24 protein-coding genes and 1 pseudogene are annotated in these 26,495 nt (G+C 51.9%); 14 read left to right on the top strand and 11 right to left on the bottom strand.

Annotation, left to right across the window (positions count from 1 at the left end):
- Positions 1–57: 57 nt before the first annotated feature.
- The 5 genes from bhsA (A0G03_RS11970) to A0G03_RS11950 all read right to left on the bottom strand — a co-directional run bounded on the left by bhsA (A0G03_RS11970) (position 58) and on the right by A0G03_RS11950 (position 4,314).
- Positions 58–315: a multiple stress resistance protein BhsA gene (bhsA, locus tag A0G03_RS11970; RefSeq protein WP_048263269.1), complete on the bottom strand. Its 258-nt coding sequence runs from the start codon at positions 313–315 to the stop codon at positions 58–60.
- Between the two features lie 172 nt (positions 316–487).
- Positions 488–1,288 carry an aliphatic sulfonates ABC transporter ATP-binding protein gene (gene ssuB, locus A0G03_RS11965; RefSeq protein WP_011095873.1) on the bottom strand — a complete coding sequence of 267 codons (801 nt, stop codon included), beginning with the start codon at positions 1,286–1,288 and terminating at the stop codon, positions 488–490.
- Positions 1,285–2,079 (bottom strand): aliphatic sulfonate ABC transporter permease SsuC, encoded by a 795-nt coding sequence (gene ssuC, locus A0G03_RS11960; RefSeq protein ID WP_011095872.1) that lies wholly within the window; start codon positions 2,077–2,079, stop codon positions 1,285–1,287. The genes ssuB and ssuC overlap by 4 nt, the downstream gene beginning before the upstream one ends.
- A gap of 11 nt (positions 2,080–2,090) precedes the next feature.
- Entirely contained in the window at positions 2,091–3,233 is a 1,143-nt protein-coding gene (gene ssuD / locus A0G03_RS11955; RefSeq protein ID WP_048263266.1) for an FMNH2-dependent alkanesulfonate monooxygenase, read from the bottom strand.
- A 58-nt stretch (positions 3,234–3,291) separates the two neighbouring features.
- Positions 3,292–4,314 (bottom strand): sulfonate ABC transporter substrate-binding protein, encoded by a 1,023-nt coding sequence (locus A0G03_RS11950; RefSeq protein WP_039294417.1) that lies wholly within the window; start codon positions 4,312–4,314, stop codon positions 3,292–3,294.
- Between the two features lie 398 nt (positions 4,315–4,712).
- Here A0G03_RS11950 and A0G03_RS11940 point away from each other — a divergent pair, with 398 nt between their 5' ends.
- The 3 genes from A0G03_RS11940 to A0G03_RS11930 are packed head-to-tail and all read left to right on the top strand — an operon-like array spanning position 4,713 to position 7,778.
- Positions 4,713–5,036 (top strand): PTS sugar transporter subunit IIB, encoded by a 324-nt coding sequence (locus tag A0G03_RS11940; protein WP_072062079.1) that lies wholly within the window; start codon positions 4,713–4,715, stop codon positions 5,034–5,036.
- Positions 5,033–6,355: a PTS cellobiose transporter subunit IIC gene (locus tag A0G03_RS11935; protein WP_011095868.1), complete on the top strand. Its 1,323-nt coding sequence runs from the start codon at positions 5,033–5,035 to the stop codon at positions 6,353–6,355. Before A0G03_RS11940 ends, A0G03_RS11935 begins: the two co-directional genes overlap by 4 nt.
- 25 nt (positions 6,356–6,380) lie before the next feature.
- Entirely contained in the window at positions 6,381–7,778 is a 1,398-nt protein-coding gene (locus tag A0G03_RS11930; RefSeq protein WP_048263260.1) for a glycoside hydrolase family 1 protein, read from the top strand.
- A 179-nt stretch (positions 7,779–7,957) separates the two neighbouring features.
- Here the strand turns inward: A0G03_RS11930 and bhsA (A0G03_RS11925) are convergent, their stop codons facing one another.
- Positions 7,958–8,215, bottom strand: a complete 258-nt coding sequence (bhsA, locus tag A0G03_RS11925; RefSeq protein ID WP_011095866.1) for a multiple stress resistance protein BhsA — start codon at positions 8,213–8,215, stop codon at positions 7,958–7,960.
- 236 nt (positions 8,216–8,451) lie between these two features.
- Here bhsA (A0G03_RS11925) and A0G03_RS11920 point away from each other — a divergent pair, with 236 nt between their 5' ends.
- On the top strand, positions 8,452–9,732 hold the full coding sequence (locus tag A0G03_RS11920; RefSeq protein ID WP_189315269.1) for a YidR family protein: 1,281 nt from the start codon (positions 8,452–8,454) through the stop codon (positions 9,730–9,732).
- A gap of 35 nt (positions 9,733–9,767) precedes the next feature.
- Here the strand turns inward: A0G03_RS11920 and A0G03_RS11915 are convergent, their stop codons facing one another.
- The gene (locus A0G03_RS11915) at positions 9,768–10,124 is read right to left on the bottom strand and encodes a YceK/YidQ family lipoprotein (protein WP_048263255.1); all 357 of its coding nucleotides are present in this window, start codon (positions 10,122–10,124) and stop codon (positions 9,768–9,770) included.
- A gap of 268 nt (positions 10,125–10,392) precedes the next feature.
- On the opposite strand from A0G03_RS11915, the gene ibpA reads away from it, so the two are divergent.
- The 6 genes from ibpA (at position 10,393) to dcuR (ending at position 17,709) form a co-directional block, all read left to right on the top strand.
- Positions 10,393–10,806 carry a small heat shock chaperone IbpA gene (gene ibpA, locus A0G03_RS11910; protein WP_005976748.1) on the top strand — a complete coding sequence of 138 codons (414 nt, stop codon included), beginning with the start codon at positions 10,393–10,395 and terminating at the stop codon, positions 10,804–10,806.
- 144 nt (positions 10,807–10,950) lie between these two features.
- Positions 10,951–11,403, top strand: coding sequence for a small heat shock chaperone IbpB (gene ibpB / locus A0G03_RS11905; protein ID WP_011095863.1), 453 nt, complete (start codon positions 10,951–10,953; stop codon positions 11,401–11,403).
- 170 nt (positions 11,404–11,573) lie between these two features.
- Positions 11,574–13,232 carry a putative transporter gene (locus tag A0G03_RS11900; RefSeq protein ID WP_048263252.1) on the top strand — a complete coding sequence of 553 codons (1,659 nt, stop codon included), beginning with the start codon at positions 11,574–11,576 and terminating at the stop codon, positions 13,230–13,232.
- A gap of 527 nt (positions 13,233–13,759) precedes the next feature.
- Positions 13,760–15,172, top strand: a complete 1,413-nt coding sequence (locus tag A0G03_RS11895) for an anion permease (protein WP_011095861.1) — start codon at positions 13,760–13,762, stop codon at positions 15,170–15,172.
- Between the two features lie 193 nt (positions 15,173–15,365).
- Positions 15,366–16,994: a sensor histidine kinase gene (locus tag A0G03_RS11890; protein WP_048263249.1), complete on the top strand. Its 1,629-nt coding sequence runs from the start codon at positions 15,366–15,368 to the stop codon at positions 16,992–16,994.
- Complete coding sequence (gene dcuR, locus A0G03_RS11885) at positions 16,987–17,709, top strand: two-component system response regulator DcuR (protein WP_048263247.1); 723 nt, start codon at positions 16,987–16,989, stop codon at positions 17,707–17,709. The genes A0G03_RS11890 and dcuR overlap by 8 nt, the downstream gene beginning before the upstream one ends.
- 108 nt (positions 17,710–17,817) lie before the next feature.
- On the opposite strand, the gene A0G03_RS11880 is transcribed toward dcuR, so the two are convergent.
- Together A0G03_RS11880 and A0G03_RS11875 are read right to left on the bottom strand one after the other, a co-directional pair.
- Positions 17,818–18,222, bottom strand: coding sequence for a MoaF-related domain-containing protein (locus A0G03_RS11880; protein ID WP_048263244.1), 405 nt, complete (start codon positions 18,220–18,222; stop codon positions 17,818–17,820).
- Between the two features lie 59 nt (positions 18,223–18,281).
- Positions 18,282–18,407: pseudogene (locus A0G03_RS11875) on the bottom strand (NADPH-dependent FMN reductase); the annotation flags it as partial.
- A gap of 104 nt (positions 18,408–18,511) precedes the next feature.
- Between A0G03_RS11875 and A0G03_RS11870 the strand changes: the two are divergent.
- Positions 18,512–18,910 carry a winged helix-turn-helix transcriptional regulator gene (locus A0G03_RS11870; RefSeq protein ID WP_048263243.1) on the top strand — a complete coding sequence of 133 codons (399 nt, stop codon included), beginning with the start codon at positions 18,512–18,514 and terminating at the stop codon, positions 18,908–18,910.
- Between the two features lie 43 nt (positions 18,911–18,953).
- Here the strand turns inward: A0G03_RS11870 and A0G03_RS11865 are convergent, their stop codons facing one another.
- On the bottom strand, positions 18,954–20,297 hold the full coding sequence (locus A0G03_RS11865) for a 2-hydroxycarboxylate transporter family protein (RefSeq protein ID WP_048263239.1): 1,344 nt from the start codon (positions 20,295–20,297) through the stop codon (positions 18,954–18,956).
- 747 nt (positions 20,298–21,044) lie between these two features.
- Positions 21,045–21,728 carry a hypothetical protein gene (locus A0G03_RS11860; protein WP_053075328.1) on the bottom strand — a complete coding sequence of 228 codons (684 nt, stop codon included), beginning with the start codon at positions 21,726–21,728 and terminating at the stop codon, positions 21,045–21,047.
- Between the two features lie 984 nt (positions 21,729–22,712).
- On the opposite strand from A0G03_RS11860, the gene dppA reads away from it, so the two are divergent.
- The 3 genes from dppA (at position 22,713) to dppC (ending at position 26,489) form a co-directional block, all read left to right on the top strand.
- Positions 22,713–24,320, top strand: coding sequence for a dipeptide ABC transporter periplasmic-binding protein DppA (dppA, locus tag A0G03_RS11855; RefSeq protein WP_048263237.1), 1,608 nt, complete (start codon positions 22,713–22,715; stop codon positions 24,318–24,320).
- 233 nt (positions 24,321–24,553) lie between these two features.
- Positions 24,554–25,573, top strand: coding sequence for a dipeptide ABC transporter permease DppB (gene dppB / locus A0G03_RS11850; protein ID WP_048263235.1), 1,020 nt, complete (start codon positions 24,554–24,556; stop codon positions 25,571–25,573).
- Positions 25,574–25,586: 13 nt separating this feature from the next.
- Entirely contained in the window at positions 25,587–26,489 is a 903-nt protein-coding gene (gene dppC / locus A0G03_RS11845; RefSeq protein WP_048263233.1) for a dipeptide ABC transporter permease DppC, read from the top strand.
- Positions 26,490–26,495 lie beyond the last annotated feature (6 nt).

The raw sequence follows: 26,495 nt of genomic DNA, 5'->3' as shown, positions 1-26,495 counted from the left end.
ACTTTCCTCTTGAGTGAGGAAAGTCCGTTTAATTTTTTGATTGTCTATCGGCAGACATTATTTGTAGATAACGGCGGTGCCGCGCAGTTGGTTGTCACCGGTTGCAGACGTGATGGTGAAGGCACCCGCACCCGCTTTTTCTGCTTTCTGAGCTAACTGTGCTTGCAGTGAATCCAGACTGTGTGCAGTCGCGGTGACTACGCCGACTTTCTCCAGACTCTGTGCCTGTTGTGAAGACACTTGATCGGCCGCGAAAGCACCGAAAGACAGAGTAGAAAGTACGACAGCAGCAGCGAAGAATTTTACGTTTTTCATGTGATGTATCCTGTTCAATGTTGTTTGGAGTGAAAGGTTATTTCCTTTCGATGAAGAGGATACTACGCTGATACTTTGAGGAGATAAAACGGAGTGTTTTGAGAATATTTGTCAATATTTTTGATGTTAATTCTGGCGATAAGATGCACAGTCTCGCTCGCCAGAATGAAGGTTATATCGCCGCCTGCTGAGGTAAGGGCGATGAGGTCGGAGCCAGTACGCGCTCCAGCACGCGGGCTTCCAGTTCCGCTAGCTTCGCCGATCCACGGCGTCGTGGTCGTGGCAAATCAACCGTGATATCCAGCCCCACGCGTCCTTCTTCAATCAGAATAACCCTGTCGGCCAGCGCAATGGCTTCGGAGACATCGTGCGTGACCAGCAGTACGGTAAAGCCGTGCTGGAGCCAGATATTTTCGATCAGGCTTTGCATCTCGATGCGGGTCAAGGCATCCAGCGCCCCCAGCGGTTCATCCAATAGCAGCAGGCGTGGATGGTGAATGAGCGCACGTGCCAGCGCAACGCGCTGTTTCTGACCACCGGACAGCGCCGCTGGCCAGTCGTTAGCGCGATCCGCCAGCCCGACAGAGGTCAGCGCATCCTGCGCTTTCTCACGCCAGTTGCCACGCAGCCCCAGCCCGACATTATCGATCACCTTTTTCCACGGCAGCAGTCGTGCTTCCTGAAACATCAGCCGCGTGTCGTCTTTCGCGCTGCTGAGCGGTGCAGTGCCGGTCAGTAGTTCACCGCTGCTGGCGGCTTCCAGCCCCGCGAGCAGGCGTAGCAGGGTGCTTTTGCCGCAGCCGCTGCGGCCGACGATGGCGACAAACTGCCCAGAAGGAATGCGTAACTGCACGTCATTCAGTACGGTGCGGTGGCCGTAGTGCTTGGTGATGGCATCCAGCGCCAACGGCGTCCCTTTGGTGAGTGGCGACGGCGAATGCGCGTGCGTTATAGAATCGGTAAAAGCGGTCATGATGCGTCCCCCGATGAGGTTTGATAAGCCGGATTCCAGCGCAGCCAAATGCGCTCCAGCCCCTGAGCGCTGACATCAGCCAGCTTGCCGAGCAGGGCGTAAAGGATGATGGCAACTACCACCACGTCCGTTTGCAGGAACTCGCGGGCGTTCATGGCGAGGTAGCCGATGCCGGAGTTGGCAGAAATGGTTTCCGCGACGATCAGCGTCAGCCACATAAAGCCCAACGCAAAACGGATACCGACCATGATGGACGGCAGCGCGCCGGGCAGCACCACCTGATAGAACAGGCTAATGCCGGACAGCCCGTAACTGCGTGCCATTTCCAGCAGGCCGCGATCGATGTTTTTAATACCGTGATAGGTGTTGAGATAAACTGGGAACAGCGTACCCAGCGCGACCAGAAAGATTTTGGCCGCCTCATCAATGCCAAACCACAGAATCACCAGCGGAATCAGTGCCAGATGAGGAACGTTACGAATCATCTGTACTGAACTGTCTAGCAAGCGTTCTCCCCAGCGCGACAGCCCGGTAATAAAGCCGAGCACCAATCCGATACTGCCGCCGATAGCAAACCCGATCAGCGCGCGCCAGCCGCTGATAGCCAGATGCTGCCAAAGCTCGCCGCTATAGATGAGCGACCACCCTGCGGTAATCACCGAACTGGGCGCAGGCAGAATCCGGTTGGATAGCCAGCCGAACTCGACGGAGATCTGCCACGCGACGAGCAGCGTGATGGGGAGCAGAAAAGGTGCCAACCGCTGTGCCAGTGAAGAGAGCGTTCTTGCCATGATCGGGTTCCTCAGCTTTGCGAGACTTTGCGCGGCACATAGCGGTTTGCCACTACTTCTCCCGCATTACTCACGGCATGCAGCGGCGTGGGCTGTTGCGCCAGATCGAGGTGCGGGAACAGCAGTTCACCCACGCGGTAGGCCTCTTCCAGATGCGGATAGCCAGACAGGATAAAGGTATCAATCCCGAGATCGGCGTATTCCTTAATGCGTTCGGCAACCGTCGGGCCATCGCCAACCAGTGCCGTACCTGCACCGCCGCGTACCAGACCGATGCCTGCCCACAGGTTCGGGCTAATCTCCAGCTTGTCCTTTTTGCCGCCGTGCAGAGCAGCCATCCGCTGTTGTCCGACAGAATCGAAACGTGCCAGCGCCGCCTGTGCATCGGCGATAGTTTTTTCATCCAGATGGGAAATCAATCGATCGGCAGCCTCCCAGGCTTCTTCGGTGGTTTCCCGCACGATGACGTGCAGGCGAATACCGAAGCGGACCTCACGCCCCTGCGCTGCCGCTTTAGCGCGGACTTCCGCCAGCTTTTCTTTAACCTGCTCAGGTGGTTCACCCCATGTCAGGTAGAGATCGACCTGTTCTGCTGCCAGATCCTGCGCCGCCTCAGATGAACCGCCAAAATAGAGCGGTGGGCGTGGCTGCTGAACGGGTGGATAAAGCAGTTTGGCGTCTTTTACTTGAATATGTTTACCGGCGAAATCAACGGTTTCACCTTCCAGCAGCCTGCGCCAGATATGGGTGAATTCCGCTGAGGCTTCGTAGCGCTCTTCATGGCTGAGGAACAGCCCTTCGGCGGCCAGTTCTTCCGGGTCACCGCCGGTCACCAGATTGAACAGAGCCCGACCGTTAGACAGCCTGTCCAGCGTGGCGGCCTGACGTGCGGCGATAGTGGGGGAAATCACACCGGGGCGCAGAGCAACGAGAAATTTTAGCCGCTGCGTTACCGGAATCAGCGAGGCCGCGACCAGCCAGGAATCTTCGCAGGAGCGGCCAGTCGGCAGCAGCACGCCGCCAAATCCTTGTCGTTCGGCGGCTTGCGCCACCTGTTGCAGATAGCTGTAGTCAACATGACGTGCGCCCTCGGTGCTACCCAGATAGCGACCGTCTCCGTGGGTGGGCAGAAACCAGAATACGTTAAGACTCATGGTATTAACTCCTTGAACAGTCTTGTTTGGGGTAAACAAAATGTGTGTGGTTAGCGGGCTAAGGCGTTTGGGGATGCCAGACGCGCTCCGCGATATTGACCTTCACCGGCACCAGACGGTTTTCATAAAACAGGTCGGCTGTGGATTGCTGTGCCTTTATCGTGGCGGCATCCAGCGGTTCTATGGTGGTCGGCGGACGATGGTCGAGCGCCGTTTCAATCACTTTTTCCGGCAATCCTACCGCGTTTGCCAACAGCGTGACGCTTTGCGCCCGGTCGCTGATCGTTAAGGCATCGGCCTTGGTTAGTTCGTCCAGTACCTGACGAATAAAGGTGCCGTGCGCTTCGACGTAGGGGCGACCCGCCAGATAGAAGGAACCGGTTTTCTCCAGCCCGCTGCTATCGACCAGCACGCGGACGCCGCCTTCCAGTAACGCGGCGGAATAGTAGGGATCCCAGATTGCCCATGCATCGACATTGCCTTGCTGGAATGCCGCGCGGGCGTCCGCGGGGGTCAGGTAGGTCGGTTTGATATCGGTGAATGTCAGCCCGTCGCGTTGCAGCGCTCGTAGCAGCGTGTTGTGTGCGCTGGAGCCTTTCTGGAAGGCAACTTTGCGACCTTTTAAGTCGGCGACAGTTTTCACCGGGCTGTCTTCTCGTACCAGAATCACTTCGGCCTGTGGTTTAGGTGGCTCCACGCCGACATACAGCAGATCTGCCCCAGCGGCCTGAGCAAAAATAGGGGGGATATCGCCAGTGCCGCCCAGATCGATGCTGCCAACATTCAGCGCTTCCAGCATCTGCGGGCCGGCGGGGAATTCAATCCAGCTGATTTTGGTATTGGGGAACTGCTTTTCCAGCAGTTGGTGTGATTTTGCCAGCACCAGACTGACCGAGCCTTTCTGATAACCGACGCGAAGCTGCGTGGGTACGCTGTCCTGCGCGTAAGCGGTGGACATGAACAGCACCGCGCTGGCAGCCAGAATCGTCGGGATTCGGCGTAGCTGTGCCGTCACGTTCCTCCATAACGGCGTGCGTTTCCCACGTCCTTCCTTGACCGATCGTTTCATCATTAATGGCATGTTTATGATCTCTCCCTTATAACGAAAAATTAAAATGCAGCGAGAAAATTCAACATCAGGTGATAAACATAGCAGGGGCGCGCAAGGCTTTTTAAATCTCAATTTGTCGCTTTTATAGCCAAAAAGAAGAAATGCCTGAAATCAGTACACTTAGCGTAATAAGCGCGGCGATAGTGCGTTTTACCCGTCATTCACCTCTGAAATACGTTTTACATGACCTACCTCACATTGTTTCCGTCAATGTCTACCATTTCGTGAACCTATTCTCATATCTGGATTTTTTTCATGGAAAACGGTTTCCGTTTTGTTTCCAATGATGATGTTTCCATGAACGTGTTTCCAATGGATGTGTTTATTCACGACGCTTTTTATTCATGACGTACGACGGGGTGTTGAAAATGAAAAGGATCATGCTTTGTTGTTCCGCTGGGATGTCTACCAGCCTTTTAATGAGAAAGATGAAGGAGGCGGCCAGCGCACGTGGCCTGGACGTTGAGATTGCCGCCTATGCTGCCCATGAATTTGACGAACAAGTCGGGAAGTATGACGTTGTGCTGTTGGGGCCACAGGTGAAATATATGCTGGCGTCATTCCAGGAAAAAGCTGAGGAAAAAGGCGTGCCCGTGGCAGCGATAGACATGATGGATTACGGTATGCAGCGCGGTGATAACGTGCTGGATTTTGCATTTTCACTGATCGAAAAATCAGGACAACCGCTATGAGTGGCCTCTATCAGTCGATGGTCGATATCATCGAGCAAAAGATTACCCCGTTGGCAGGTGTGGTAGGGCAACAGCGCCACATCATCGCGATTCGTGATGGTTTCATCGCCGCGCTGCCTTTCATGATCATCGGTTCATTTATGCTGGTGTTTATCTTCCCGCCGTTCTCGCCGGATACCACGTTGGGGTTTGCCCGCGCGTGGCTCGATTTCTCTGTTGCCTACCGTGAACAACTGATGCTGCCGTACTACCTCAGTATGGGGGTCATGACCTTCTTTATCTCCGTGGGGATTGGTGCCAGCTTGGGTAAGCATTACAAGCTGGATCCGATCATGACTGGCCTGCTGGCGCTGATGGCGTTTTTGCTGGTGGCCGCGCCTTATCACGATAAGCAGATTTCCACGCAGTACTTCTCCGGTGAGGGGATTTTTACCGCAATTCTGACCGCAATTTATGCGGGTGAAGTGTATGCCTGGCTGAAGAAACGCAACATCACGATTCGCCTGCCGAAAGAAGTGCCGACCGGTGTAGCGCGTTCGTTTGAGATTCTTATCCCGGTGTTGGTGATCGTCGCGACACTGCATCCGTTTAACCTGTTCATCCAGTCCGCGACCGGCATGATTATCCCAGAAGCCATCATGCACCTGCTGGCACCGCTGATTTCTGCATCGGATTCGCTGCCCGCGATCCTGATTTCGGTATTCATTTGCCAAATTCTGTGGTTTGCCGGGATTCACGGCGCGCTGATCGTCACTGGAATTATGAATCCGTTCTGGATGACCAATCTGGCGCTGAATCAGGCCGCGCTTTCGGCAGGCGCGCCGCTGCCGCATATTTATTTGCAGGGCTTCTGGGATCACTACCTGCTGATCGGTGGGGTCGGTTCCACACTGCCGCTGGCCTTCTTATTGCTGCGTAGTCGCGCGGTTCATCTGCGGACGATTGGCCGCATGGGCGTCGTGCCGAGCTTTTTCAACATCAACGAGCCGATTCTGTTCGGTGCCCCGATCATCATGAATCCGCTGCTGTTCCTGCCGTTTATTTGCGTGCCGATGGTCAATGCCGTTATTGCCTATACGGCGACGAAACTTGGCTGGATCGCGCAGGTGGTTTCCCTGACGCCGTGGACGACGCCAGCGCCGATTGGTGCATCATGGGCGGCGAACTGGGCTTTCAGCCCGGTGATCATGTGTCTGCTCTGCATGGTGATGTCGGCCGCGATGTACTACCCGTTCCTGAAAGTCTACGAGCGTACGTTGCTGAAACAGGAGCAGGAGAAACAACAGCAGGCAGCGGGCGAAGCCAGCGCCAGCGCATAAACACGAGTGAAGCAGAGAGGAACGTATGCACGATCATCTTCAGAACGATTTTCGCTTTCCCGCGAATTTTTGGTGGGGTAGCGCCAGCTCGGCACCGCAAACGGAAGGCGAAAGCCTCAGCTATGGTAAAAGCGCTACCGTGTGGGATGAGTGGTTTGCCACGCAGCCTGGCCGCTTTCATCAGCAGGTTGGGCCAGCGGACACCTCCACGTTTTATCAACACTGGCGTGAAGATATCGCGCTGCTGAAAACGCTGAATCACAACACGTTCCGAACGTCGATCTCTTGGGCGCGGCTGATTCCCGATGGCGTTGGTGAACCGAATCCGCAGGCGGTCGCATTTTATAATCAGATCATTGATGAAATGCTGGCGCAGGGCATCACGCCGTTTATCAATCTGTTCCATTTTGATATGCCGATGGTGATGCAACGGCTAGGCGGCTGGGAAAATCGGGCGGTGGTGGTGGCCTACGCGGGTTATGCGGCGACCTGTTTCCGTCTGTTTGGCGACAGGGTAAAACACTGGTTTACGTTCAATGAGCCGGTGGTGCCAGTGGAAGGCGGGTATCTGTATGATTTCCACTACCCAAACGTGGTGGATTTCAAACGAGCCGCGACGGTGGCCTACCACACCATGCTGGCGCATGCGCTGGCGGTGAAAGCCTATCGTGAACAGTCTCAGGGTGGGGAAATTGGCATCATCCTCAACCTGACGCCTTCTTATCCGCGCTCCCAACACCCGGCCGATGTCAACGCTGCCAACATCGCCGACCTGATGTTTAACCGCAGTTTCCTCGATCCTGCCCTGAAGGGGGAATATCCGCAGGAACTGGTCGATTTGCTGCATCGATACGGCCAGCTACCGAACTGTCAGCCTGACGATCGTGCGCTGCTGGCCGACGGTGTTGTCGATCTGCTGGGCATTAACTATTACCAGCCGCGCCGTATTCAGTGTCGCGACAGTCTGGTCAATCCCGATAGCCCGTTTATGCCCGAATGGTTCTTTTCCAGCTATGAGATGCCGGGACGGAAAATGAATCCGTATCGCGGTTGGGAAATTTACGAACCGGGCGTCTATGACATTCTGACTAACCTGCGGGTGAATTACGGTAATCCGCGCTGCTTCATTTCGGAAAATGGCATGGGTGTAGAGAACGAACAGCGTTTCGATGCCAACGGCCAGATTCAGGATGATTACCGCATCGATTTTGTCCGCGAACACCTGAAGCAGGTACACAAAGGCATCGCGGAAGGCAGCAACTGCCTCGGCTACCATATGTGGACGTTTATCGATAACTGGTCGTGGTCGAATGCCTACAAGAATCGCTATGGTTTTGTACAGCTGGATTTGGCGACGCAGACGCGCACGGTGAAGAAAAGCGGGGAATGGTTCGCGACCGTGGCGGCCGAGAATGGCTTTTGACCAAAAGCACACATAAAAAAACGTGGGGAACGTTTTTCAATATCGCTTGCAACAGCCCGTCATAAAAAAACCGGCTTGCCCTGATGAGGAGGCAAGCCGGAAAGAGGGTAATACGTGATGTCTTACTGGTCTATCTATGATGGCTATCGGACTAGGGTAGCTATCGGGGTCAACAACGCTTAGTTGAAGATTACTGCAGAGCCACGCAGCTGATCGTTACCGGTCGCAGACGTGATGGTATAAGCTTTAGCGCCTGCTTTTTCTGCTTTCGCTGCGAGCTGAGATTGCAGTGAGCTCAGGTCTTGAGCGGTAGCGGTAACGACGCCCGCTTTTTCCAGGTTCTGTGCCTGTGAAGGAGATACATATTCAGCAGCAGAAGCACCGAAAGTCATGGTAGCGAGAACAACAGCAGCGGCGATGGTTTTTACGTTTTTCATGATGTCTTATCCTTTTCTGATTTGATTGGTGAAAGGGGGCTGCCCTTTCGATATGAAGAATGTTACGCCGATGCTAATGAATTAAAAAACGGATGTTATTGAGTTAGTCTTTCTATTTTTTTGAATGATATTTATTGATGTTGTTTGTTTTTTTTAAATAAAAAACAATAAGTTATACATAAAACTGAAATTTATTTACAAACTATTGACTGATATTGAATAACTGGGGTGATGTCTTGTCTGTTGAGGTTCAACTAACGTTTAATGCTGTAGGTCATCAACTTACCAATATTAATTGCTGGTCATGTGATGGAAGGTGGCTGGTTTATGACATAAGACCCTATGGATCTTCATTCACAGGGCTGACCATTGAGCGCATACACCTGAAAAACCTGAAAACCGAGGTGATTTATCGGGCGACGGCGGGTGCGCACGTGGGCGTCGTGACCTGTAGCCCGCAGGAACCGCTGCGCTATGTCTTTATTCACGGGCCGGAAAATCCAGATAGCGAGTGGCAGTATGATTTTCACCATCGCCGTGGAACGATAGTGGCAGATCGCCAGCGCGATGAGGCGATCACGCTCGATGCCTTCTCTATTACGCCGCCTTATCAGGCTGGTGCGTTGCGCGGCGGTACGCACGTCCACGTCTTCAGTCCGGATGCTAGCCGTCTGAGCTTTACCTATAACGACCATGTGCTGCATGAGCGCGATCCGGCATTAAACTTGCGCAATGTGGGTGTGGCCGTCCCGCTACAGGGCGTTGCCGTTGAGAAACACCACCCGCGTGAATATGACGGCAGCCACTATTGTGTGCTGGTCAGCAGAACGACGCCGCAGCCGCAGCCCGACAGTGATGAAATCAATCGTGCCTATGAAGAAGGCTGGGTGGGAACCACGGGCTATATTCGACAGGACGGTTCGCGGCAGCGCTGGGCACTGGCGTTTATCGGCGACACGCGTGCAGTGGACGGAACAACCATCCCCGAGATCTTTATCGTCGATTTGCCGGACTCGCTGGAAGATTACGCCAAAGAGGGGGATGCGCCATTAGCAGGGACGGCAACGTCCCTGCCTGCGCCGCCAGCGGGCGTGCAGCAGCGGCGGTTAACCTTTACGCATCAGCGTCGTTATCCTGGATTGGTAAATCAGCCGCGCCACTGGCTACGCGCTTCGCCCGATGGCAGTGAAATTGCTTTTCTGATGCGCGACGAGGCTGGCGTGGTACAGCTATGGACGATTTCTCCGAATGGCGGTGAGCTAAGACAGGTAACGCGCGCGGAACACGGCGTACAGTCAGCCTTTAACTGGCACCCGGATGGCGGTTCTCTGGCATTTGTGTGCGACAACAGCATCATGCTGTGTGATACGAAAAGCGGTGAACTTGTTCGACTGACGGCGCGAACGGACAGCGCACCGAGTGCGGATGCGGTGGTCTTTTCCCCTGATGGGAAACACATTGCGTATATGCGGGAGATTGACGGTTTTAATCAGCTTTTCGTCGTAACGACGGCGTGACTTGTACGTACGGGCTTATAACGAGAACCGCGTCATCAAAGCTGATTATGTGGCGTGGTAGCAAATTGTGAACTGGCGGTCTGGTTTTGCTCTTCGCTATGTGAAATGCGTTCACGCGTCGACAGCTTGCTCTTATCACTGCCTGCACGATAGTAGTCATAGGGCAGCAGCAGCGTGTCAGTAACCGCTGAGAATGGCAAATCGATCACGACCAGCGGCATCATCGCCCAACTGGTATCGTCGTCACGCAGCATATCCACACTGGCGCGAGTGCCGGAATAGTATCCCTGATCGCTTCCTGTATGCGTCATGACGCTGGAGCAACCGCTGGTTGCTACCGCGCCGCTACCGGTAATAATGAAAGAGAACAACGCACTTTTCAGTAAGGTCATATTACCTATCCATTAAGAACCTGCTGCCAGAGCGGGTTCCAGAGCCTGCTTATCTTGAGTGTATGTGATAACGCCCGCTGTGTTAGTGAATATTGCATGAAACGTAGCGATTTTTCTTTTTTGCCTCTTGAAAGTCTGAGGGGGGTCACCATATTGATTACAAGCCGAAAGAAAACGATACGCCGTCAGGGTATCCGTCCCGGCTGTGAGCCTGTCCTTATAGGAAGGCAAAGAATAAATCCTCGCTGCATGTTTAGGAGGCTGTTTTATGCGTAACCCCGATTTTTCCCCACTGTATCGTTCCGCTATTGGTTTTGATCGCCTGTTCAATTTATTAGAAACCGGCCAGACCCAGAGTAACGGCGGCTATCCTCCCTACAACGTCGAGCTGGTTGACGAGAACCAATATCGCATCGCGATTGCCGTCGCGGGTTTCGCTGAGCAGGAACTGGATATCACCGCGCACGACAACTTATTGATTGTCAAAGGTGCCCACGCCGGTGAGCAGGTTGCCCGCAACTACCTGTATCAGGGCATTGCCGAGCGCAATTTCGAGCGTAAATTCCAGCTGGCCGAACATATTCAGGTAAAAGGCGCCAATCTGGAAAACGGGCTGCTGTATATCGATCTCGAACGTATCGTGCCGGAAGCGATGAAGCCGCGTCGGATTGAAATCAAGTAAATCACGCGAATCGCCCGAAACAGCAATGCCATGAATGAACATTTCGTCTGCCGAATGGGGACGACGCCAGCTATTGAACCGTGGCTGGAATAAACTATGCCCACAGGGGCATCATTAATCTCGCTTCTTAGAAGGAGTCATATTATGCGTAACTACGACTTATCACCTTTACTGCGTCAGTGGATCGGTTTTGACAAATTAGCTAGCTCAATGCAGGGCAGCCAAGAACCGATTGATTTTCCTCCGTATAATATCGAGAAGAAAGACGACAATCACTACCGTATCACGCTCGCGCTGGCAGGTTTCCGGCAAAGCGATCTGGATATTGAAGTAGAAGGCCCGCGCCTGACCGTAAAAGGCAGCCCGGCACCGTCCGAGAAAGCCGTGGAATATCTGCATCAGGGGCTGGTGTTTAAACCTTTCACGCTGAGTTTTACGCTGGCCGAGCATCTGCATGTGTCCGATGCCCATTTTGAAAATGGCCTGCTGCACATCGATCTGGTGCGTGATGTACCGGAAGCCTTGCAGCCGCAACGCATCGCCATCGGTGGTGGCCGCCCAGCATTGAACCAGCAATCAGCTGAAGATGCGTCATAACGCGACATAACCTGCGTGTTAGTAAACTAAGAATTAGCCGCGCCCGTATCATTACGGGCGCGGTTTTGTGTTGCCCGCCACGTTTCTCTCCCCAGCATTCTGCCTATACTCGTCATAGAGTATAGCGTCAGTGGCATTTCCCAATAAAAACGTCCGCAAAGGATACGGGTATGAGTGATATCGCACTTACCGTGAGTATGCTGGCGCTGGTTGCCGTTCTGGGGTTATGGATCGGTAACTGGCGGATTTATGGCGTCGGTTTAGGGATTGGCGGGGTCCTGTTCGGTGGGATCATCGTCGGGCATGTTGCCCATCAGTACCAGATTCAACTGAATGATGACATGTTGCACGTCATTCAGGAGTTCGGGCTGATCCTGTTTGTCTACACCATTGGCATTCAGGTTGGGCCGGGCTTCTTTTCCTCTCTGCGGGTATCTGGCCTGCGCCTCAATGCGTTCGCGCTTCTGACGGTGTTTCTCGGCAGTGTGGTGACCGTCATGCTGCACAAACTGCTCAATATTCCTCTGCCTATTATTCTCGGTATTTTTTCCGGTGCGGTGACCAACACACCTTCGCTTGGCGCGGGCCAGCAGATTCTGACCGATCTGGGTTCGAGTACAGCCTTAGTGAACCAGATGGGGACGGGATACGCGATGGCCTATCCGCTGGGGATCTGCGGCATTTTATTGGTGATGTGGCTGATGCGTGTCCTGTTTCGTGTCGCGGTGGATAACGAGGCAAAACAGTTTGAGACCAGTAACGGTCAGCACCATGAACAGCTGCTCACGATGAATGTGTCGGTGACAAATACCAATCTGCAAGGACTGGCGATTCAGGACGTGCCAATTCTAAACCGCGACACGATCGTTTGCTCCCGCCTGAAACGCGGCGAGGAACTGATGGTACCGTCGCCGCATACGCTGATCCAACTGGGCGATTACCTGCATTTGGTTGGCGCAAAAAACGATCTGGAGCAGGCGCGTCTGGTCATCGGTAATGAAGTTGAGACGTCGCTCTCGACGCGGGGCACCGATCTGCATGTTGAACGCGTGGTGGTGACGAATGAGAAAGTGCTGGGACGCAAGATTCGCGAGCTTAACCTGAAGCAAAACTACGATGTCGTGATTTCGCGCCTGAATCGTGCGGGTGTCGAACTGGTCGCCAGCAATCAGGCTAGCCTGCAATTTGGCGATATTCTGAATCTGGTGGGACGGAAAACGGCGATCGATGCCGTCGCGGATATCGTGGGGAATGCGCAGCAGAAGCTCCAGCAGGTACAGATGCTACCCGTCTTTATCGGCATTGGGCTGGGCGTACTGCTTGGCTCTGTGCCGCTGATGATTCCTGGTTTTCCCGTGGCGCTGCGGCTCGGGTTGGCCGGTGGGCCGCTGGTGGTGGCGCTGGTGTTGGGGCGCATTGGCAGCATCGGTAAACTTCACTGGTTTATGCCGCCCAGTGCGAATCTGGCGCTGCGTGAACTCGGCATCGTGCTGTTCTTATCGGTGGTGGGGCTGAAATCCGGCGGCGATTTTGTTGATACGTTATTGAACGGCGACGGCGTGTGGTGGATTGGCTATGGCGCGCTGATTACCATTGTGCCGCTGCTACTTGTCGGCATACTGGCACGCACGCTGGGTAAGATGAACTACCTGACGCTGTGCGGCATGCTGGCGGGTTCCATGACCGATCCACCCGCGCTGGCATTTGCGAATGGGCTACACCCGACCAGTGGTGCGGCGGCGCTGTCTTATGCGACGGTTTATCCGCTAGCGATGTTTCTGCGAATTATGTCGCCGCAGCTTTTAGCCGTACTTTTTCTTACCCTCTAAATGTTATCAGCTGGATAAAAAATAATATTTTCCCGCCGAATAATGGCTATTTGTTTTTTTATTTTTGAATAAATAAATACCTGAGTGAATAAATAAGGAATAGATAACTTACTGTCTGGGAAAGACTTATATTACCACTATTAGGTATAAGGTTTTTTTATCATTGATTTGTCGTTAACTTCGTTAATTTTATGTTCATAAAATGTCAATTATTATTGAATTTTAAGGGTTTTTTATCGGGAAATTAAAACCACGAGAGTTTCTTAAATAAATTAATGAACCACTTTAGTAACTAAAGTAACGCTATTTTGCAGGCGCATTAGAATACTATCTCTCCATTAATCACTAGATTTGATCAGACGAGAGAAGCACCCTGAACCCTTGTTTTCTCGTCTTTTTTTCCGCAGATGATTCCTGTTGCGTGGTTTCAGCAGGGTGACGAAGGAAGAATAACGAAATACCCACTCCTCCGCTCGGGACATCCGTCGTGAATACAGAATTCCGTTTTAATGAAGAGTGGTGTTCCTATGTCTGCGAATAACAGCAGGTTGATAAAGCTTCTAGTTATCCTTTGTATTGCCGGTGGCTTATGGCTATTACCGGTTCCTGATGGCGTTAAACCCGATGCCTGGCACCTGATGGCGATTTTCATTGCCACGGTTGTCGGCCTGATTCTCTCTCCTTACCCGCTTGGCGCGATGGCGATGTTCAGCCTGACTACGGTCGCCATATTAGGGTTATTATCCATTAAAGATGTGTTGGCGGGTTTTAGCGATCCCACTATTTGGATGATCGCCTGTGCCTTCTTTATCTCCCGCGGCTTTATCAAAACCGGCTTTGGTCGACGCATTGGCCTGCTGTTTATCAGTAAGTTAGGGAATAGCTCTCTTGGTCTGGCGTATGGTCTGGTGTTTACCGACCTGATGTTCGCTCCGGCGATGCCTTCCACGTCTGCACGCTGCGGCGGGATCATCACTCCGCTGTTCCGGTCGATTGCCGAAGCCTACGACTCCACGCCGGAAAAAGGCACGCAGCGTCGCATTGGTGCGTTCCTGGTTCAGTCCATTTTCCAGTGTAACGCCGTGACCTCTGCGATGTTCATGACCTCCATGGCGGGCAACCCGATGGTGGCGAAACTGGCTTCTCAGTTTGGTATTCATATCAGCTGGACGGACTGGGCGTTGGCGACACTGCTGCCGGGTTTCCTGTCTTTGGCGCTGATTCCTTACCTGATCTACCGTTTCTATCCGCCTGAATTGAAGAAAACCTCAGAAATGCGTGCGATCGCTGTCGAAAGATTGCGTGAGATGGGCAAAATGACCCGCAATGAGTGGGTAGTTCTGGGCGTGTTCCTGGGTCTGGTGACGTTCTGGGTACTGGGCTCTACGCTGAATATCGACGCGACCCTGACGGCGTTGGCTGGCCTGAGCGTGCTGTTGCTCAGCCGTGCGCTGACCTGGGACGATGTGGTTAGTGAGAAAGAAGCCTGGCACACCGTGGTGTGGTTTGCCGTACTGATGACGCTGGCTGGCCAGCTTAACAAAATGGGTCTGATTGCCTGGCTGGGCGGATTGGCCGGTAATGCGGTCAGCGGAATGCACTGGCTGCCAATGCTGGGTCTGCTGCTGCTGGTTTACTACTACAGCCACTACCTGATGGCGAGTGCGATTGCTCACATCAGCGCCATGTACGCAATTTTCGTCTCTATCGCACTGGCAGCTGGTGCACCGCCGATGTTGACCGTACTGGTGTTCGGTATCTTCAGTAACCTGTTTATGTCCACAACTCACTACTCCAGTGGCCCGGCACCGATTTTGTTCGGCACAGGCTATGTGCCGCTGGGAACCTGGTGGAAGATCGGCTTCTTGGTCAGTCTGGTCATCATCCCTATCTGGCTGGGTGTTGGCGGCATGTGGTGGAAACTGCTCGGTTTCTGGTAACGCATTGATACCCGATGGCTTTCCTGATGCGAGACATTACTAACACGAAAAATGTACCGCAATACGTTAAGCCTGATTTCCTTTCTTCACGCCTACGCCCTGTCCCTGTGACGGGGCGTATGCATCACGACACGCGAAACGCGACGAAACAGTATAAGATAACGGTGTGATGATGTTTGTTTCGGAGAGTGACATGGGCAAGAAAAAGGCACCGCTAAAGCTGGGAACATCGGTGTTTCTGATGGTGTCAGTTGTGCTTGGCGCGGTGTTGCTGGTGGTCTATTCCTTGCTGTTTTTTCGTATTAATCAGCTTTCAGAAGATCATCTGCGGGAAAAAGCCTTTGCTATTGCTCGCACATTTGCGTCCTCTCCCGTCGTTATTGATGAACTTAAAGGGATTGGCCGGCCGGAGGAAGTGCAGATTGCTGCGGAGACGATCCGCCAGCGTAACCAACTGCTCTTCGTCACTGTCACCGATATGGATACGGTGCGTCACAGCCACCCTGAACCGGAAAGAATTGGTGAGCATTTTGCCGGTCGAGATATCTATCCGGCGCTGTTGGGGATGGAAAATACCGCCATCAATCGGGGAACGCTCGATCCTGCGCTGCGGGTATTCACACCGGTGTTTGATAACAACCACAAGCAGGTTGGCGTCGTCGCGTTGGGGATCGCCTTAACCAGCGTGCAGAAGGTGATTAGCGATAACCGTTGGATGATTCCCTGGACGCTATTGGCGGGAGCGCTGGTTGGCTGGCTGGGTACGTTGATTTTGGTGAAAGTCCTCAAGCGCATTATGCTGGGATTTGAACCGTTTGAGATCTCGAACCTGTTTGAACAGCGTAACGCGATGCTCAAACACATTAAGGAAGGCGTTATCGCGGTCGATCAACATGGTCGGATTACGGTAATCAATGACGAAGCGCGACGACTTTTCCGGCAGAATAAACCGCAGGGCAGTGAAACGTCAGCCACGAAGCCAGCCGAACGCGTTAGCGAACAATGGCTTGAACATCTGCACCTGAAACAGGTATTGGAGAGCGGTACGCCACGGCGCGATGAAGAGATTAGCTTTAACGGCCACCTGCTACTGACTAACACCGTTCCTGTTTTTGTGAAAGGCGATATTATCGGCGCAATTGCGACATTCCGTGATAAAACGGAGATCAGCCAGTTGCTGCAACGCTTGAGTGGGATGTCCTACTATGCGGATGCACTGCGTGCGCAGTCGCACGAGTTTATGAACAAGCTGCACGTCATATTGGGGATGTTGCACTTAAAATATTACTCGCAGCTGGAAGACTATATCCTGAAGACCGCCAATAATTATCAGGCGGAGATTGGTTCGATTATTCGTAAAGTGAAATCGCCAGTGATTGCCGGATTCCTGTTGGGTAAAATCAACCGCGCGCGCGATCTCGGCATTACGCTCTCCATCAGTGAGGAGAGCCTGCTGCCGGATACCGATGATGTCGATGCCACGAATGAATTGATTACCGTATTGGGTAATCTGATTGAGAATGCGATGGACGCGATTGATGGGCAGGAAAACTGCGAAATTAGCGTGAGCTTCCATCATCAGAATGGTCGCCTTCACTGTACCGTGGGGGATGACGGCCCCGGCATTTCGCCGGAGAGCCAGACGCGCATTTATGAACAGGGATTCTCTACCAAAGGCAGCGGGCGCGGTATCGGCCTGTACCTGACCAAACAGAGTCTGGAGAAGATTGGCGGCACTATCGAGTTTGAATCAGAACCTGAGGTGTACACCCAGTTTTTCGTTACTATTCCTTATCAAGCAAGGCTGTTTGACCATGATTAATGTACTGATTGTTGATGACGATGCCATGGTTGCAGAGCTTAACAAATCTTATCTGAACCAGGTTTCTGGATTTAGCTGCTATGCGACCGTCCCTACGTTGCAGCAGGCGCGAAACCTGTTGATGCAACCTGACTCGGAAATCGATTTGGTACTGCTGGATATTTACATGCAGCAGGATAATGGATTGGATCTTCTGCCGACTATCCGTGAATTCAGTGAAAAGACGGACGTCATCATCATCTCTTCTGCCAGCGACGTGTATACCATCAAAAAAGCGCTGCACTACGGCGTGGTGGATTATCTGATTAAGCCTTTCCAGTTCTCGCGTTTCGAACAGGCGCTGACGGCCTATCGCGAAGAGGCAAATCTGTTCAAGCACCGCGATTTTGTCGCGCAATCTGATATCGATAACCTGATTCGCCGTACCAGTAGTAGCACTGCCAGTGAACGTAAGAAATTGCCGAAAGGGCTAACCAGCCTGACGCTGCGTACCGTCTGCGAGTGGATTGAGGGCAATCAGGGCATTGAGTTCTCTACCGAAATGCTGGCGAATGCGATTGGCATTTCGCGCGTATCCTGCCGTAAATACCTGATCTACTTGTCTGACACCGGTATTCTGACCACCAATATCCTGTACGGCTCTACGGGCAGACCAGTTTATCTGTATCGCCTGTTGCCAGAAAAGCAGGACTCACTGCGTCAATACTGTGAATGAAGAGCTGTGAATGAATAGCTAGCGGTGAATAAGGCTGGCAGAAATAGAAACGAGGCGGGAGCGATCCCGCCTCGTGTTATTTGTGTCGATGCTAAAGGGATAAAACGTTTATTTAATCTCGAGCAGCGTTCCCTGACGGCGAGAAATGGAGCCATCGGGTAGTACGATGTTGGTATAAGATACGCCGTTTTTGAAGTCGTCCACATGTACCACATGCTGCCCCGCGCGGCGCGACCAGTAAATCATATAAACCCCATCACCGACCTTCGTGGTTGTGATTGCCACATCCGCCTTGTTTTTCCCATCGGGAGACGTAAACGTCATTTCAGACGGTGATTTGAAATCCAGACGGAATTTCTGATCGCCAAAATCGACGTTATAGGATTTGCCAGTGGCGGTGAACTCTGCTGCTGTTGCCAGTGGAACGGCATGAGGGTCGGTTTGCTGAGCTGCAACGGTTGCGCCAATGGATAGCAGGCCGCTCAGTAATAAAACAGAAAGTGTTTTTTTCATTCTTGATGATGCTCCTAATGAGGTGTAGGGATTGCTGCTCGTTATTCGCCTTTGAAACCTTGTTCATCGACATGGCCGTCAGCATCAATCGCAATGAGTATCGCATTAGCGCCTTCGGCAACCTCTTCCGCGATACGTTTGGTATGGCCGTATCCAGAGAAATAAACAACGGCAACGTCCGTCATGGTGTTTCCTTATTCAGGTTGGGATTTAACGGTAATAAGGTATATATTAGAAACCAACATAACAAGAAGTTACCTTGAATCTACTAAGTTTACTCGGGTATACCATGATCAAAAATTCAGCGATTGAGAGAAAGGAAACGGAGGCAGGCGAGCAGCGTTATAACGTTTATTTACAAGGCTGTCCGGCGAGAATGGTGCTTGAACGTCTGGCGGATAAATGGGCGTTGCTGATAGTCGGCCTGCTGAGAACAGGGCCGCTGAGATTTAATCAACTGCGGCGGGAAATTGAAGGCGTATCGCAGAAGGCGCTAAGCCAAACACTGAAGAAGCTTGAGCGGGACGGTCTGCTTTCTCGCAAGGCGTTTCCAACGGTGCCGGTTACGGTGGAATATGCGCTAACCCCGTTGGGTAAAACGTTATCGGAAGCCGTTGAACCGCTGGCCAGATGGGCAGAAGAAAATATCGAAGACGTTTTATTATCGCAGTCGGATTATGATCAGTAAGGTTTCCCCTGATTGGGGGAAACCTTGATACTAGAGAGTGAAATCAGGCAGCCCAACTCAACAGCAGCGTTGCGGCGATGACGGTAGACGCGCCGCCGATACGGGTGGCGATCTGTGCGAACGGCATCAGAGACATACGGTTAGAGGCGGACAGAATCGCTACGTCACCTGTACCACCCAGCCCGCTGTGACACGTGGTCACGATGGAAGCCTCAATTGGGTACATATTCAGATAAGGCGCAATCAGGAAGCTCACTAGCGCCATGGACAGCACCACAGAACCACAGACGATGACGTAACCCACGGAGAATACGGCGACGACGCTCTCCAGTGGAATATACAGCATGCCAAGCCCGATCATCAGCGGCCACACCAGAGAACTCGATACGAACTTGTAAACGCTATGCGCCCCAGTTTCCATGACGGCAGGAATAACGCGTCCGTATTTGCAGAAAACGGCGATCAAAATCATCAGAACTGGGCCAGGGATGTGTACCAGTTTCTCAAACAGGCCGCCGACGATGAAGAAGGCGCAAATCATCAGCAATCCGCCGCCCATCAGGTGAAAATCGACCGGCTTTGGTGCTTCGTTTACGGCAAACATCGCGTTGTCTTCATCGCTGCGAACCAGACGACCCTCACCGTTCAGATCTTTACGGCGCATACCCAAGCGAGACAGCACACCAGCACACAGGATAGCGAAGATGTTACCGACGACGGCAGCGGGCGCTAACTGAGCCACATAAACGTCCGGGCTTTGTCCCAGAATGGCGGAATAGGCTAATGATAACGGCAGGATGCCTTCGCCAATACCGCCACCGATGATTGGCACGATAATGAAGAAGAAAGTGTGATAGACGCTGTAACCGCACAGTTTACCGACCAGCAAACCGGTTGCCAGCGCAGTCGCGGTGCCGATGACCAGCGGGACGAACATACGCACCATCCCCTGAATCAGGATTTTGCGGTTCATACCCAGAATACTGCCGACCACCAGACAAGCGATGACGAAATACAGGAAATTCGCCTCTTTCATCAACAGGTGTACGGTTTTCATGGTGTTGTCATTAAACAGATTAAAATACACCATAACGGAAGGTACCATCAGGCACAGAATCGCCGGGCCGCCGATATCTTTGAACACGGGAATGTTGCTGCCAATATGCGCCAGTAAAAAACCCATTGTCATGATGACGGCGAAACCGCCAATCATATTTCTAGGCAAATATCCCTCGTAGGCAGCGATAGCGACAATAGCGGCAATCGCCATAAAAAGTGCTACAGGAACGGAACCGATTTTCTTTTTAAAAAATCCCCCAATAAATGATTCTTGTGTTTCCAGAGCGAGATCGTTCTCACATAAAATATCAGTTTCAATTTTTTTCATTATATTCACCCTGCTAGGACAGTTGGTACAGAAAGAAATTACATCCCTGCCATTGCGATATTGATAGTGCATCGTTATCGACGTGGATTATTGACTTTTTTCCCACCGATATCGGTGGGATTACTGAGCATTGCTAATGCCCGTGGCGGTGGAATGTTTATTATCAGAAAGCAGAAGGTTCGTTTTTTCGTTTTTTGTCAGTTAGTAACAAAATGGTAAGGAATGATGGATGTTATTTAACAATGAACCATTTCTGAGGGTAATCTAGCATGATGAAATGTTAAAAATAATACGTTAATTACGTATTTGTGAACTTATCAGCAACTCCATTTTAAATAACTTACGTCATTTTTTTGTAATTAAAATAATTTTTTATGAAGGGGGGAGAGGAATTAAATAAGAAGGAGAGGTAAGTCACATGATGAAAAATACCACTTTATGAGAATAAGTAAATAGCGTGTTTTCATTTTAATGAAAATATTTATTTAACTAAAATAGCCAGGTAATTATTGAGCAATATCATTTTATCGCAGGTATATACCCCAAATAATTCGAGTTGCAGGAAGGCGGCAAGAGAGGGAATCCCGATGAGCTTACTCAAGTAAGTGATTCGGGTGAGTGAACGCAGCCAACGCACATGCAGCTTGAAGTATTACGGGTATATGAAGGGATAGCCAGCGAGAGCTGGGTAGTTATACCAGAGAAGCATGAAGGGACAAGAGAGTCCCTATCGGATAGGCTAATACATTATTTTTTCAAACGATAGATGCCATTAAAACGAACGTTCATTCCGCCACATTGACCATTATCTTTCACGATCAAATTGCCGTTAATCAGCTGCATCACGCCCTTGCATTCAAACTCCTCAAGCGAATCACCCCATTGGAGCCTATTGCCGTTTGGTATCGCCGAGGCAGAAATGCCTCCGTAATGGACAATTCGCTCGCCAGAATCTGATGCTCCACCATGCCAGGTGGCCTTGCCTTTTAGATGAAGCGTACCGTTTTTCCCGCGGGTAATCTTTATGCTATGACCATACTCATGCCACGAACCGAGCCAGGCGTTGATGCCTACCGCTTTGATGGCCTGTTTTTCAAGATAAATGGATTCCACCCAACCGACAAATTCGGATTTTTTGCCAAAATGCCACACGCAGGACCACCCGTTTTTTTCCTGCGCCACCAGCACGCTGTCACCTGCTTTCAGGCTGGTTTTACTCTGGCAAACCGCCTTATTATCTGGGCATCCATCCCTTACATCATCATCGTAAAAGTGGACTTTATCGCCATGCGCCGCCGTGATTTTGGCGACAGAGTATTGGTCTGGATAACTAGGAAACCCGCCATTACGGCACATCGTCATCTCATAACCCCAGGCTGCAAAACAGGGAAATGAGGTACATAACAACACAACGCTCACCATTCCTTTCATCGCGCTATTTTCCTTGTCAAAAACACGACCAACACAACAATAAATATTGCTATTTTAATTAATTCTATCAAAAAGTTATCTAGTAGGCAGCATCAAAAAATGGAAGGTAACATTGTGTCTGACATCGGCGAGAAAGGGGGACGCCCATTGTGTATGGCAGATCAAGTAAAAGCAGAATGAGCGTTGCACGGAATAATGTGTGCTTTCGATCAGTCGAAGAGGGAAAAGAAAAGTTTTTTTATGTAGCGTAGATAGTCATTCCTCTGCTTATGGCGTCATGGGAAATATCAGAATTTCTTATTACCTATCAGAATTTTCACCTGTTGTTAACGTTTTTAACAAAAAATAGTGCTCAGATCTTGGACATGTAAGACCAGATGACTATAGTTTTTTTAATGGTGATAATTTCTTTATGTAGCCAATGTATCGGATTTTATCGCTATTTTTTAAGAAAAATGCGGAACATCTATCTTTATCAAGGTGATGAACTTGTATTTTATATTTTAAAGAAATGTAAGGAAAATTTGTAAATCCTTACAGCTTATATTGACGTCACCGCCATCTGTTGAGAAATTGAGGGCGTCATAGGGATATAAGGAGGAAAGCAGCGGCTTGTCTGAATGATTCTACGTCTTCATCCAGCATCCGTGAGCGGGTTGTGGCGCTTCAAGGTATACGTTGTAGTTATTATGACTATATCGAACAGTGTGCGACCATCGGCTGTGGCAATCACCATTCCTCTCCCCATTATTTTGATTTTGCCTTCGGGCGACAGGGTACAGACCGCAGCACATAAAAATACAGGTCTGGCCAACCATACCCAATTAATTTCGAGATGCAGGACAGGACATCAGCGTTGTTAATCTCTGTATTTTTAGCGATCGCGCTTTTAACGATCATGCTTTTAACCACAGCGTTAACGCGTATGCAGCTTGAAGTCGGGCGGGTATAGCACACAACATCATCCACAATGGAGCATAAGTAATGGAAAAATCCCTGGTTAAATCAAGGGTGTTGAAGTTCGGCCTCGGCTTGCTCGCCATGTCCGTCGCTGCAGGCGTTCAGGCAAAAACGCTGGTTTACTGCTCAGAAGGCTCCCCAGAAGGTTTTAACCCACAGCTGTTCACCTCTGGTACAACGTTTGATGCCAGCTCTATTCCTATTTACAACCGTCTGGTGGAATTTAAAGACGGCACCACGGATACCGATCCGGGTTTGGCTGAAAAATGGGATATTAGCGAAGACGGCAAAACCTACACCTTCCATCTGCGCAAAGGCGTGAAATGGCAGGACAGCAAGGATTTCAAACCTTCCCGTGAATTCAATGCCGATGACGTGATTTTCTCCTTCATGCGTCAGCAGGATGCCAACAATCCGTACCATAAAGTGTCTGGCGGTAGCTATGAATACTACCAAGGTATGGGCATGCCTGAACTGGTCAGCAAAATCGAAAAAGTAGACGATTACACCGTCCGCTTTGTGCTGAACCGTCCTGAAGCGCCATTCCTGGCAAACCTGGCGATGGACTTTGCGTCCATCTTGTCAGCGGAATACGCGGACAACATGCTGAAAGCCGGTACGCCGGAGAAAATTGACCTGAACCCAATCGGTACAGGCCCATTCCAGCTACAGCAGTACCAGAAAGACTCCCGCATTCTGTATAAAGCTTTCGAAGGCTTCTGGGGCACCAAGCCGGGCATTGACCGTCTGGTCTTCTCCATTACGCCTGATGCTTCTGTGCGTTACGCCAAGCTGCAAAAAGACGAATGCCAGATCATGCCGTATCCAAACCCGGCCGATCTTGCTCGTATGAAAGAAGATAAAAATATCACGTTGTTGGAAAAGCCTGGCCTGAATGTCGGCTATCTGGCCTACAACGTCGAGAAGAAACCGCTGGATAACGTCAAGATTCGCCAGGCGTTGAACTATGCGGTCAACAAGTCTGCCATCATCGAAGCGGTCTATCAGGGTGCGGGCCAAGCGGCTACCAACCTGATCCCACCGACCATGTGGGGCTACAACAACGACGTTAAAGACTACAGCTACGATCCTGAGAAAGCGAAAGCCCTGCTGAAAGAAGCGGGTATGGCTGACGGCTTCTCTATCGACCTGTGGGCAATGCCGGTACAGCGTCCGTACAACCCGAACGCCCGTCGTATGGCGGAAATGATTCAGTCCGACTGGGCGAAAGTGGGCGTGAAAGCCAAAATCGTCACCTACGAGTGGGGCGAGTATCTGAAGCGTGCGAAAGACGGTGAGCACCAGACCGTGCTGATGGGCTGGACTGGCGATAATGGGGATCCAGATAACTTCTTCGCGACCCTGTTCAGCTGCGACGCGGCAAAAAATGGCTCTAACTACTCTAAGTGGTGCTACAAGCCGTTTGAAGATTTGATCCAACCGGCGCGTGCCGTTTCCGATCACGAAAAACGTATTGAGCTTTACAAGCAGGCTCAGGTTGTGATGCACGATCAGGCTCCGGCGCTGATTGTTGCGCACTCCACCGTGTACGAGCCAGTGCGTAAAAACGTGAAAGGCTATGTGATTCAGTCGCGTGGCGTGCATAGCTTCAACAACGTGACGTTGGATTAATTCAGCCACTAGATTTTCACGGACACTAAAAACCCCGACCTTGCGGTTTCTCGTTAGAGGAGCCGTGGAGGCGGGGTTTCTTGCCCGTTAAATTTTATGGTTGGCTTCCCTACCCGCCACCCTGCGGGCCGTCGCACACGACGTTTAAAATCGCGTCTGGCGATTTTTTAGCTGTGAGCAATGATAAGCCTGATGGCCAATGAGCCAACGGGCATGAATAGAGAGTTCGGGATATGTTGCAGTTCATACTCCGGCGTTTGGGGCTTGTTATCCCAACGTTTATTGGTATCACCCTGTTGACCTTCGCCTTCGTGCACATGATTCCGGGCGACCCGGTCATGATCATGGCGGGGGAACGTGGTATTTCCGCCGAGCGCCATGCGCAGTTGCTGGCTGAAATGGGGCTGGATAAGTCGCTTTGGCAGCAATACATCCACTATATCGGCGGTGTGTTGCAGGGCGATCTGGGGATCTCCCTCAAGAGCCGCATCCCCGTGTGGGAAGAATTTGTGCCTCGCTTCAAGGCGACGCTGGAACTGGGTATCTGCGCGATGATGTTTGCTATCGCGGTTGGGATTCCGGTTGGTGTGTTGGCTGCGGTCAAACGCGGTTCCATCTTCGATCATACCTCTGTTGGCCTGGCGCTGACGGGCTACTCCATGCCTATCTTCTGGTGGGGCATGATGCTGATTATGTTGGTCTCCGTTCAACTCGACCTGACGCCCGTTTCGGGACGCGTTAGCGATACGATTTTCCTCGACGACAGCATGCCACTCACAGGCTTTATGCTGATCGATACGCTGTTCTGGGGCGAAAAAGGCGACTTTATCGACGCGGTTGAACACATGATCCTGCCTGCCATCGTGCTGGGCACCATTCCGCTGGCGGTAATTGTGCGTATGACGCGCTCCGCAATGCTGGAAGTGCTGGGCGAGGATTACATTCGTACCGCCCGCGCCAAAGGGCTGAGCCGCCTGCGCGTGATTGTTGTGCATGCGTTGCGTAATGCGATGCTGCCGGTGGTGACGGTAATTGGCTTGCAGGTCGGCACCATGCTGGCTGGGGCGATCCTGACGGAAACCATTTTCTCCTGGCCGGGGCTAGGGCGGTGGTTGATCGATGCGTTGCAGCGTCGTGATTATCCGGTGGTTCAGGGCGGCGTGCTGCTGGTAGCAACCATGATTATTCTGGTTAACCTGCTGGTGGATGTGCTCTACGGTGTGGTTAACCCACGCATCCGTCACAAGAAATAAGGGGAAGGCTAAGATGACACACGTCACTGAACCTGTTGTAAATAGCGCACCGAAGCCGATGACCCCGCTACAGGAATTCTGGCACTATTTTAAACGTAACAAAGGGGCGGTCGTTGGCATGGTGTATGTCGCCCTGATGCTGATTATCGCCATTGGCGCCAATGTGTTGGCTCCGCACTTACCTGCCGAGCAGTTCCGCGATGCGTTGCTTCGTCCGCCGGTCTGGCAAGAGGGTGGAAGCTGGCAGTTTATTCTGGGGACGGATGATGTCGGGCGTGATGTCCTGTCCCGTCTGATGTACGGCGCACGCCTGTCGCTGCTGGTCGGCTGTCTGGTGGTGGCGCTGTCGCTGGTGCTTGGGGTGATCTTCGGTCTGCTGGCCGGATACTTCGGCGGTGTGGTCGATGCGCTCATCATGCGTATCGTCGATATCATGCTGGCACTGCCGAGCCTGCTGTTGGCGCTAGTGCTGGTGGCGGTCTTCGGGCCTTCGATTGTTAACGCCTCGCTGGCGCTGACCTTCGTGGCGTTGCCGCACTATGTCCGTTTGACTCGCGCGGCGGTACTCGTGGAAGTTAACCGTGATTACGTCACCGCTTCACGCGTGGCGGGCGCGAGCTCGGCACGCCAGATGTTCGTCAATATTCTTCCTAACTGTCTGGCACCGCTAATTGTGCAGGCTTCTCTCGGTTTTTCTAACGCCATTCTTGATATGGCTGCTTTGGGTTTCCTCGGTATGGGCGCACAGCCGCCAACGCCAGAGTGGGGCACTATGCTGGCGGACGTTTTGCAGTTTGCGCAAAGCGCCTGGTGGGTGGTGACGTTCCCCGGTGTGGCAATCTTACTGACGGTATTGGCGTTTAACCTGATGGGGGACGGCTTGCGTGATGCTCTCGACCCCAAACTCAAGCAGTAATAGAGG

It is taken from the genome of Pectobacterium peruviense, assembly GCF_002847345.1.
Lineage (GTDB): Bacteria > Pseudomonadota > Gammaproteobacteria > Enterobacterales > Enterobacteriaceae > Pectobacterium > Pectobacterium peruviense.
This window is presented reverse-complemented; position numbering and strand designations above follow the sequence as displayed.

Coding starts and splice junctions, on each gene's coding strand:
- dppA (WP_048263237.1), top strand. CDS start 22,713: ATGGAAAAATCCCTGGTTAAATCAAGGGTGTTGAAGTTCGGCCTCGGC.
- A0G03_RS11890 (WP_048263249.1), top strand. CDS start 15,366: ATGGGCAAGAAAAAGGCACCGCTAAAGCTGGGAACATCGGTGTTTCTG.
- ssuC (WP_011095872.1), bottom strand. CDS start 2,079: ATGGCAAGAACGCTCTCTTCACTGGCACAGCGGTTGGCACCTTTTCTG.
- dppB (WP_048263235.1), top strand. CDS start 24,554: ATGTTGCAGTTCATACTCCGGCGTTTGGGGCTTGTTATCCCAACGTTT.
- ssuB (WP_011095873.1), bottom strand. CDS start 1,288: ATGACCGCTTTTACCGATTCTATAACGCACGCGCATTCGCCGTCGCCA.
- A0G03_RS11950 (WP_039294417.1), bottom strand. CDS start 4,314: ATGCCATTAATGATGAAACGATCGGTCAAGGAAGGACGTGGGAAACGC.
- A0G03_RS11860 (WP_053075328.1), bottom strand. CDS start 21,728: ATGAAAGGAATGGTGAGCGTTGTGTTGTTATGTACCTCATTTCCCTGT.
- ssuD (WP_048263266.1), bottom strand. CDS start 3,233: ATGAGTCTTAACGTATTCTGGTTTCTGCCCACCCACGGAGACGGTCGC.
- A0G03_RS11930 (WP_048263260.1), top strand. CDS start 6,381: ATGCACGATCATCTTCAGAACGATTTTCGCTTTCCCGCGAATTTTTGG.
- ibpB (WP_011095863.1), top strand. CDS start 10,951: ATGCGTAACTACGACTTATCACCTTTACTGCGTCAGTGGATCGGTTTT.
- bhsA (WP_048263269.1), bottom strand. CDS start 315: ATGAAAAACGTAAAATTCTTCGCTGCTGCTGTCGTACTTTCTACTCTG.
- A0G03_RS11865 (WP_048263239.1), bottom strand. CDS start 20,297: ATGAAAAAAATTGAAACTGATATTTTATGTGAGAACGATCTCGCTCTG.
- bhsA (WP_011095866.1), bottom strand. CDS start 8,215: ATGAAAAACGTAAAAACCATCGCCGCTGCTGTTGTTCTCGCTACCATG.
- A0G03_RS11915 (WP_048263255.1), bottom strand. CDS start 10,124: ATGACCTTACTGAAAAGTGCGTTGTTCTCTTTCATTATTACCGGTAGC.
- dcuR (WP_048263247.1), top strand. CDS start 16,987: ATGATTAATGTACTGATTGTTGATGACGATGCCATGGTTGCAGAGCTT.
- ibpA (WP_005976748.1), top strand. CDS start 10,393: ATGCGTAACCCCGATTTTTCCCCACTGTATCGTTCCGCTATTGGTTTT.
- A0G03_RS11940 (WP_072062079.1), top strand. CDS start 4,713: ATGAAAAGGATCATGCTTTGTTGTTCCGCTGGGATGTCTACCAGCCTT.
- A0G03_RS11935 (WP_011095868.1), top strand. CDS start 5,033: ATGAGTGGCCTCTATCAGTCGATGGTCGATATCATCGAGCAAAAGATT.
- dppC (WP_048263233.1), top strand. CDS start 25,587: ATGACACACGTCACTGAACCTGTTGTAAATAGCGCACCGAAGCCGATG.
- A0G03_RS11900 (WP_048263252.1), top strand. CDS start 11,574: ATGAGTGATATCGCACTTACCGTGAGTATGCTGGCGCTGGTTGCCGTT.
- A0G03_RS11895 (WP_011095861.1), top strand. CDS start 13,760: ATGTCTGCGAATAACAGCAGGTTGATAAAGCTTCTAGTTATCCTTTGT.
- A0G03_RS11880 (WP_048263244.1), bottom strand. CDS start 18,222: ATGAAAAAAACACTTTCTGTTTTATTACTGAGCGGCCTGCTATCCATT.
- A0G03_RS11870 (WP_048263243.1), top strand. CDS start 18,512: ATGATCAAAAATTCAGCGATTGAGAGAAAGGAAACGGAGGCAGGCGAG.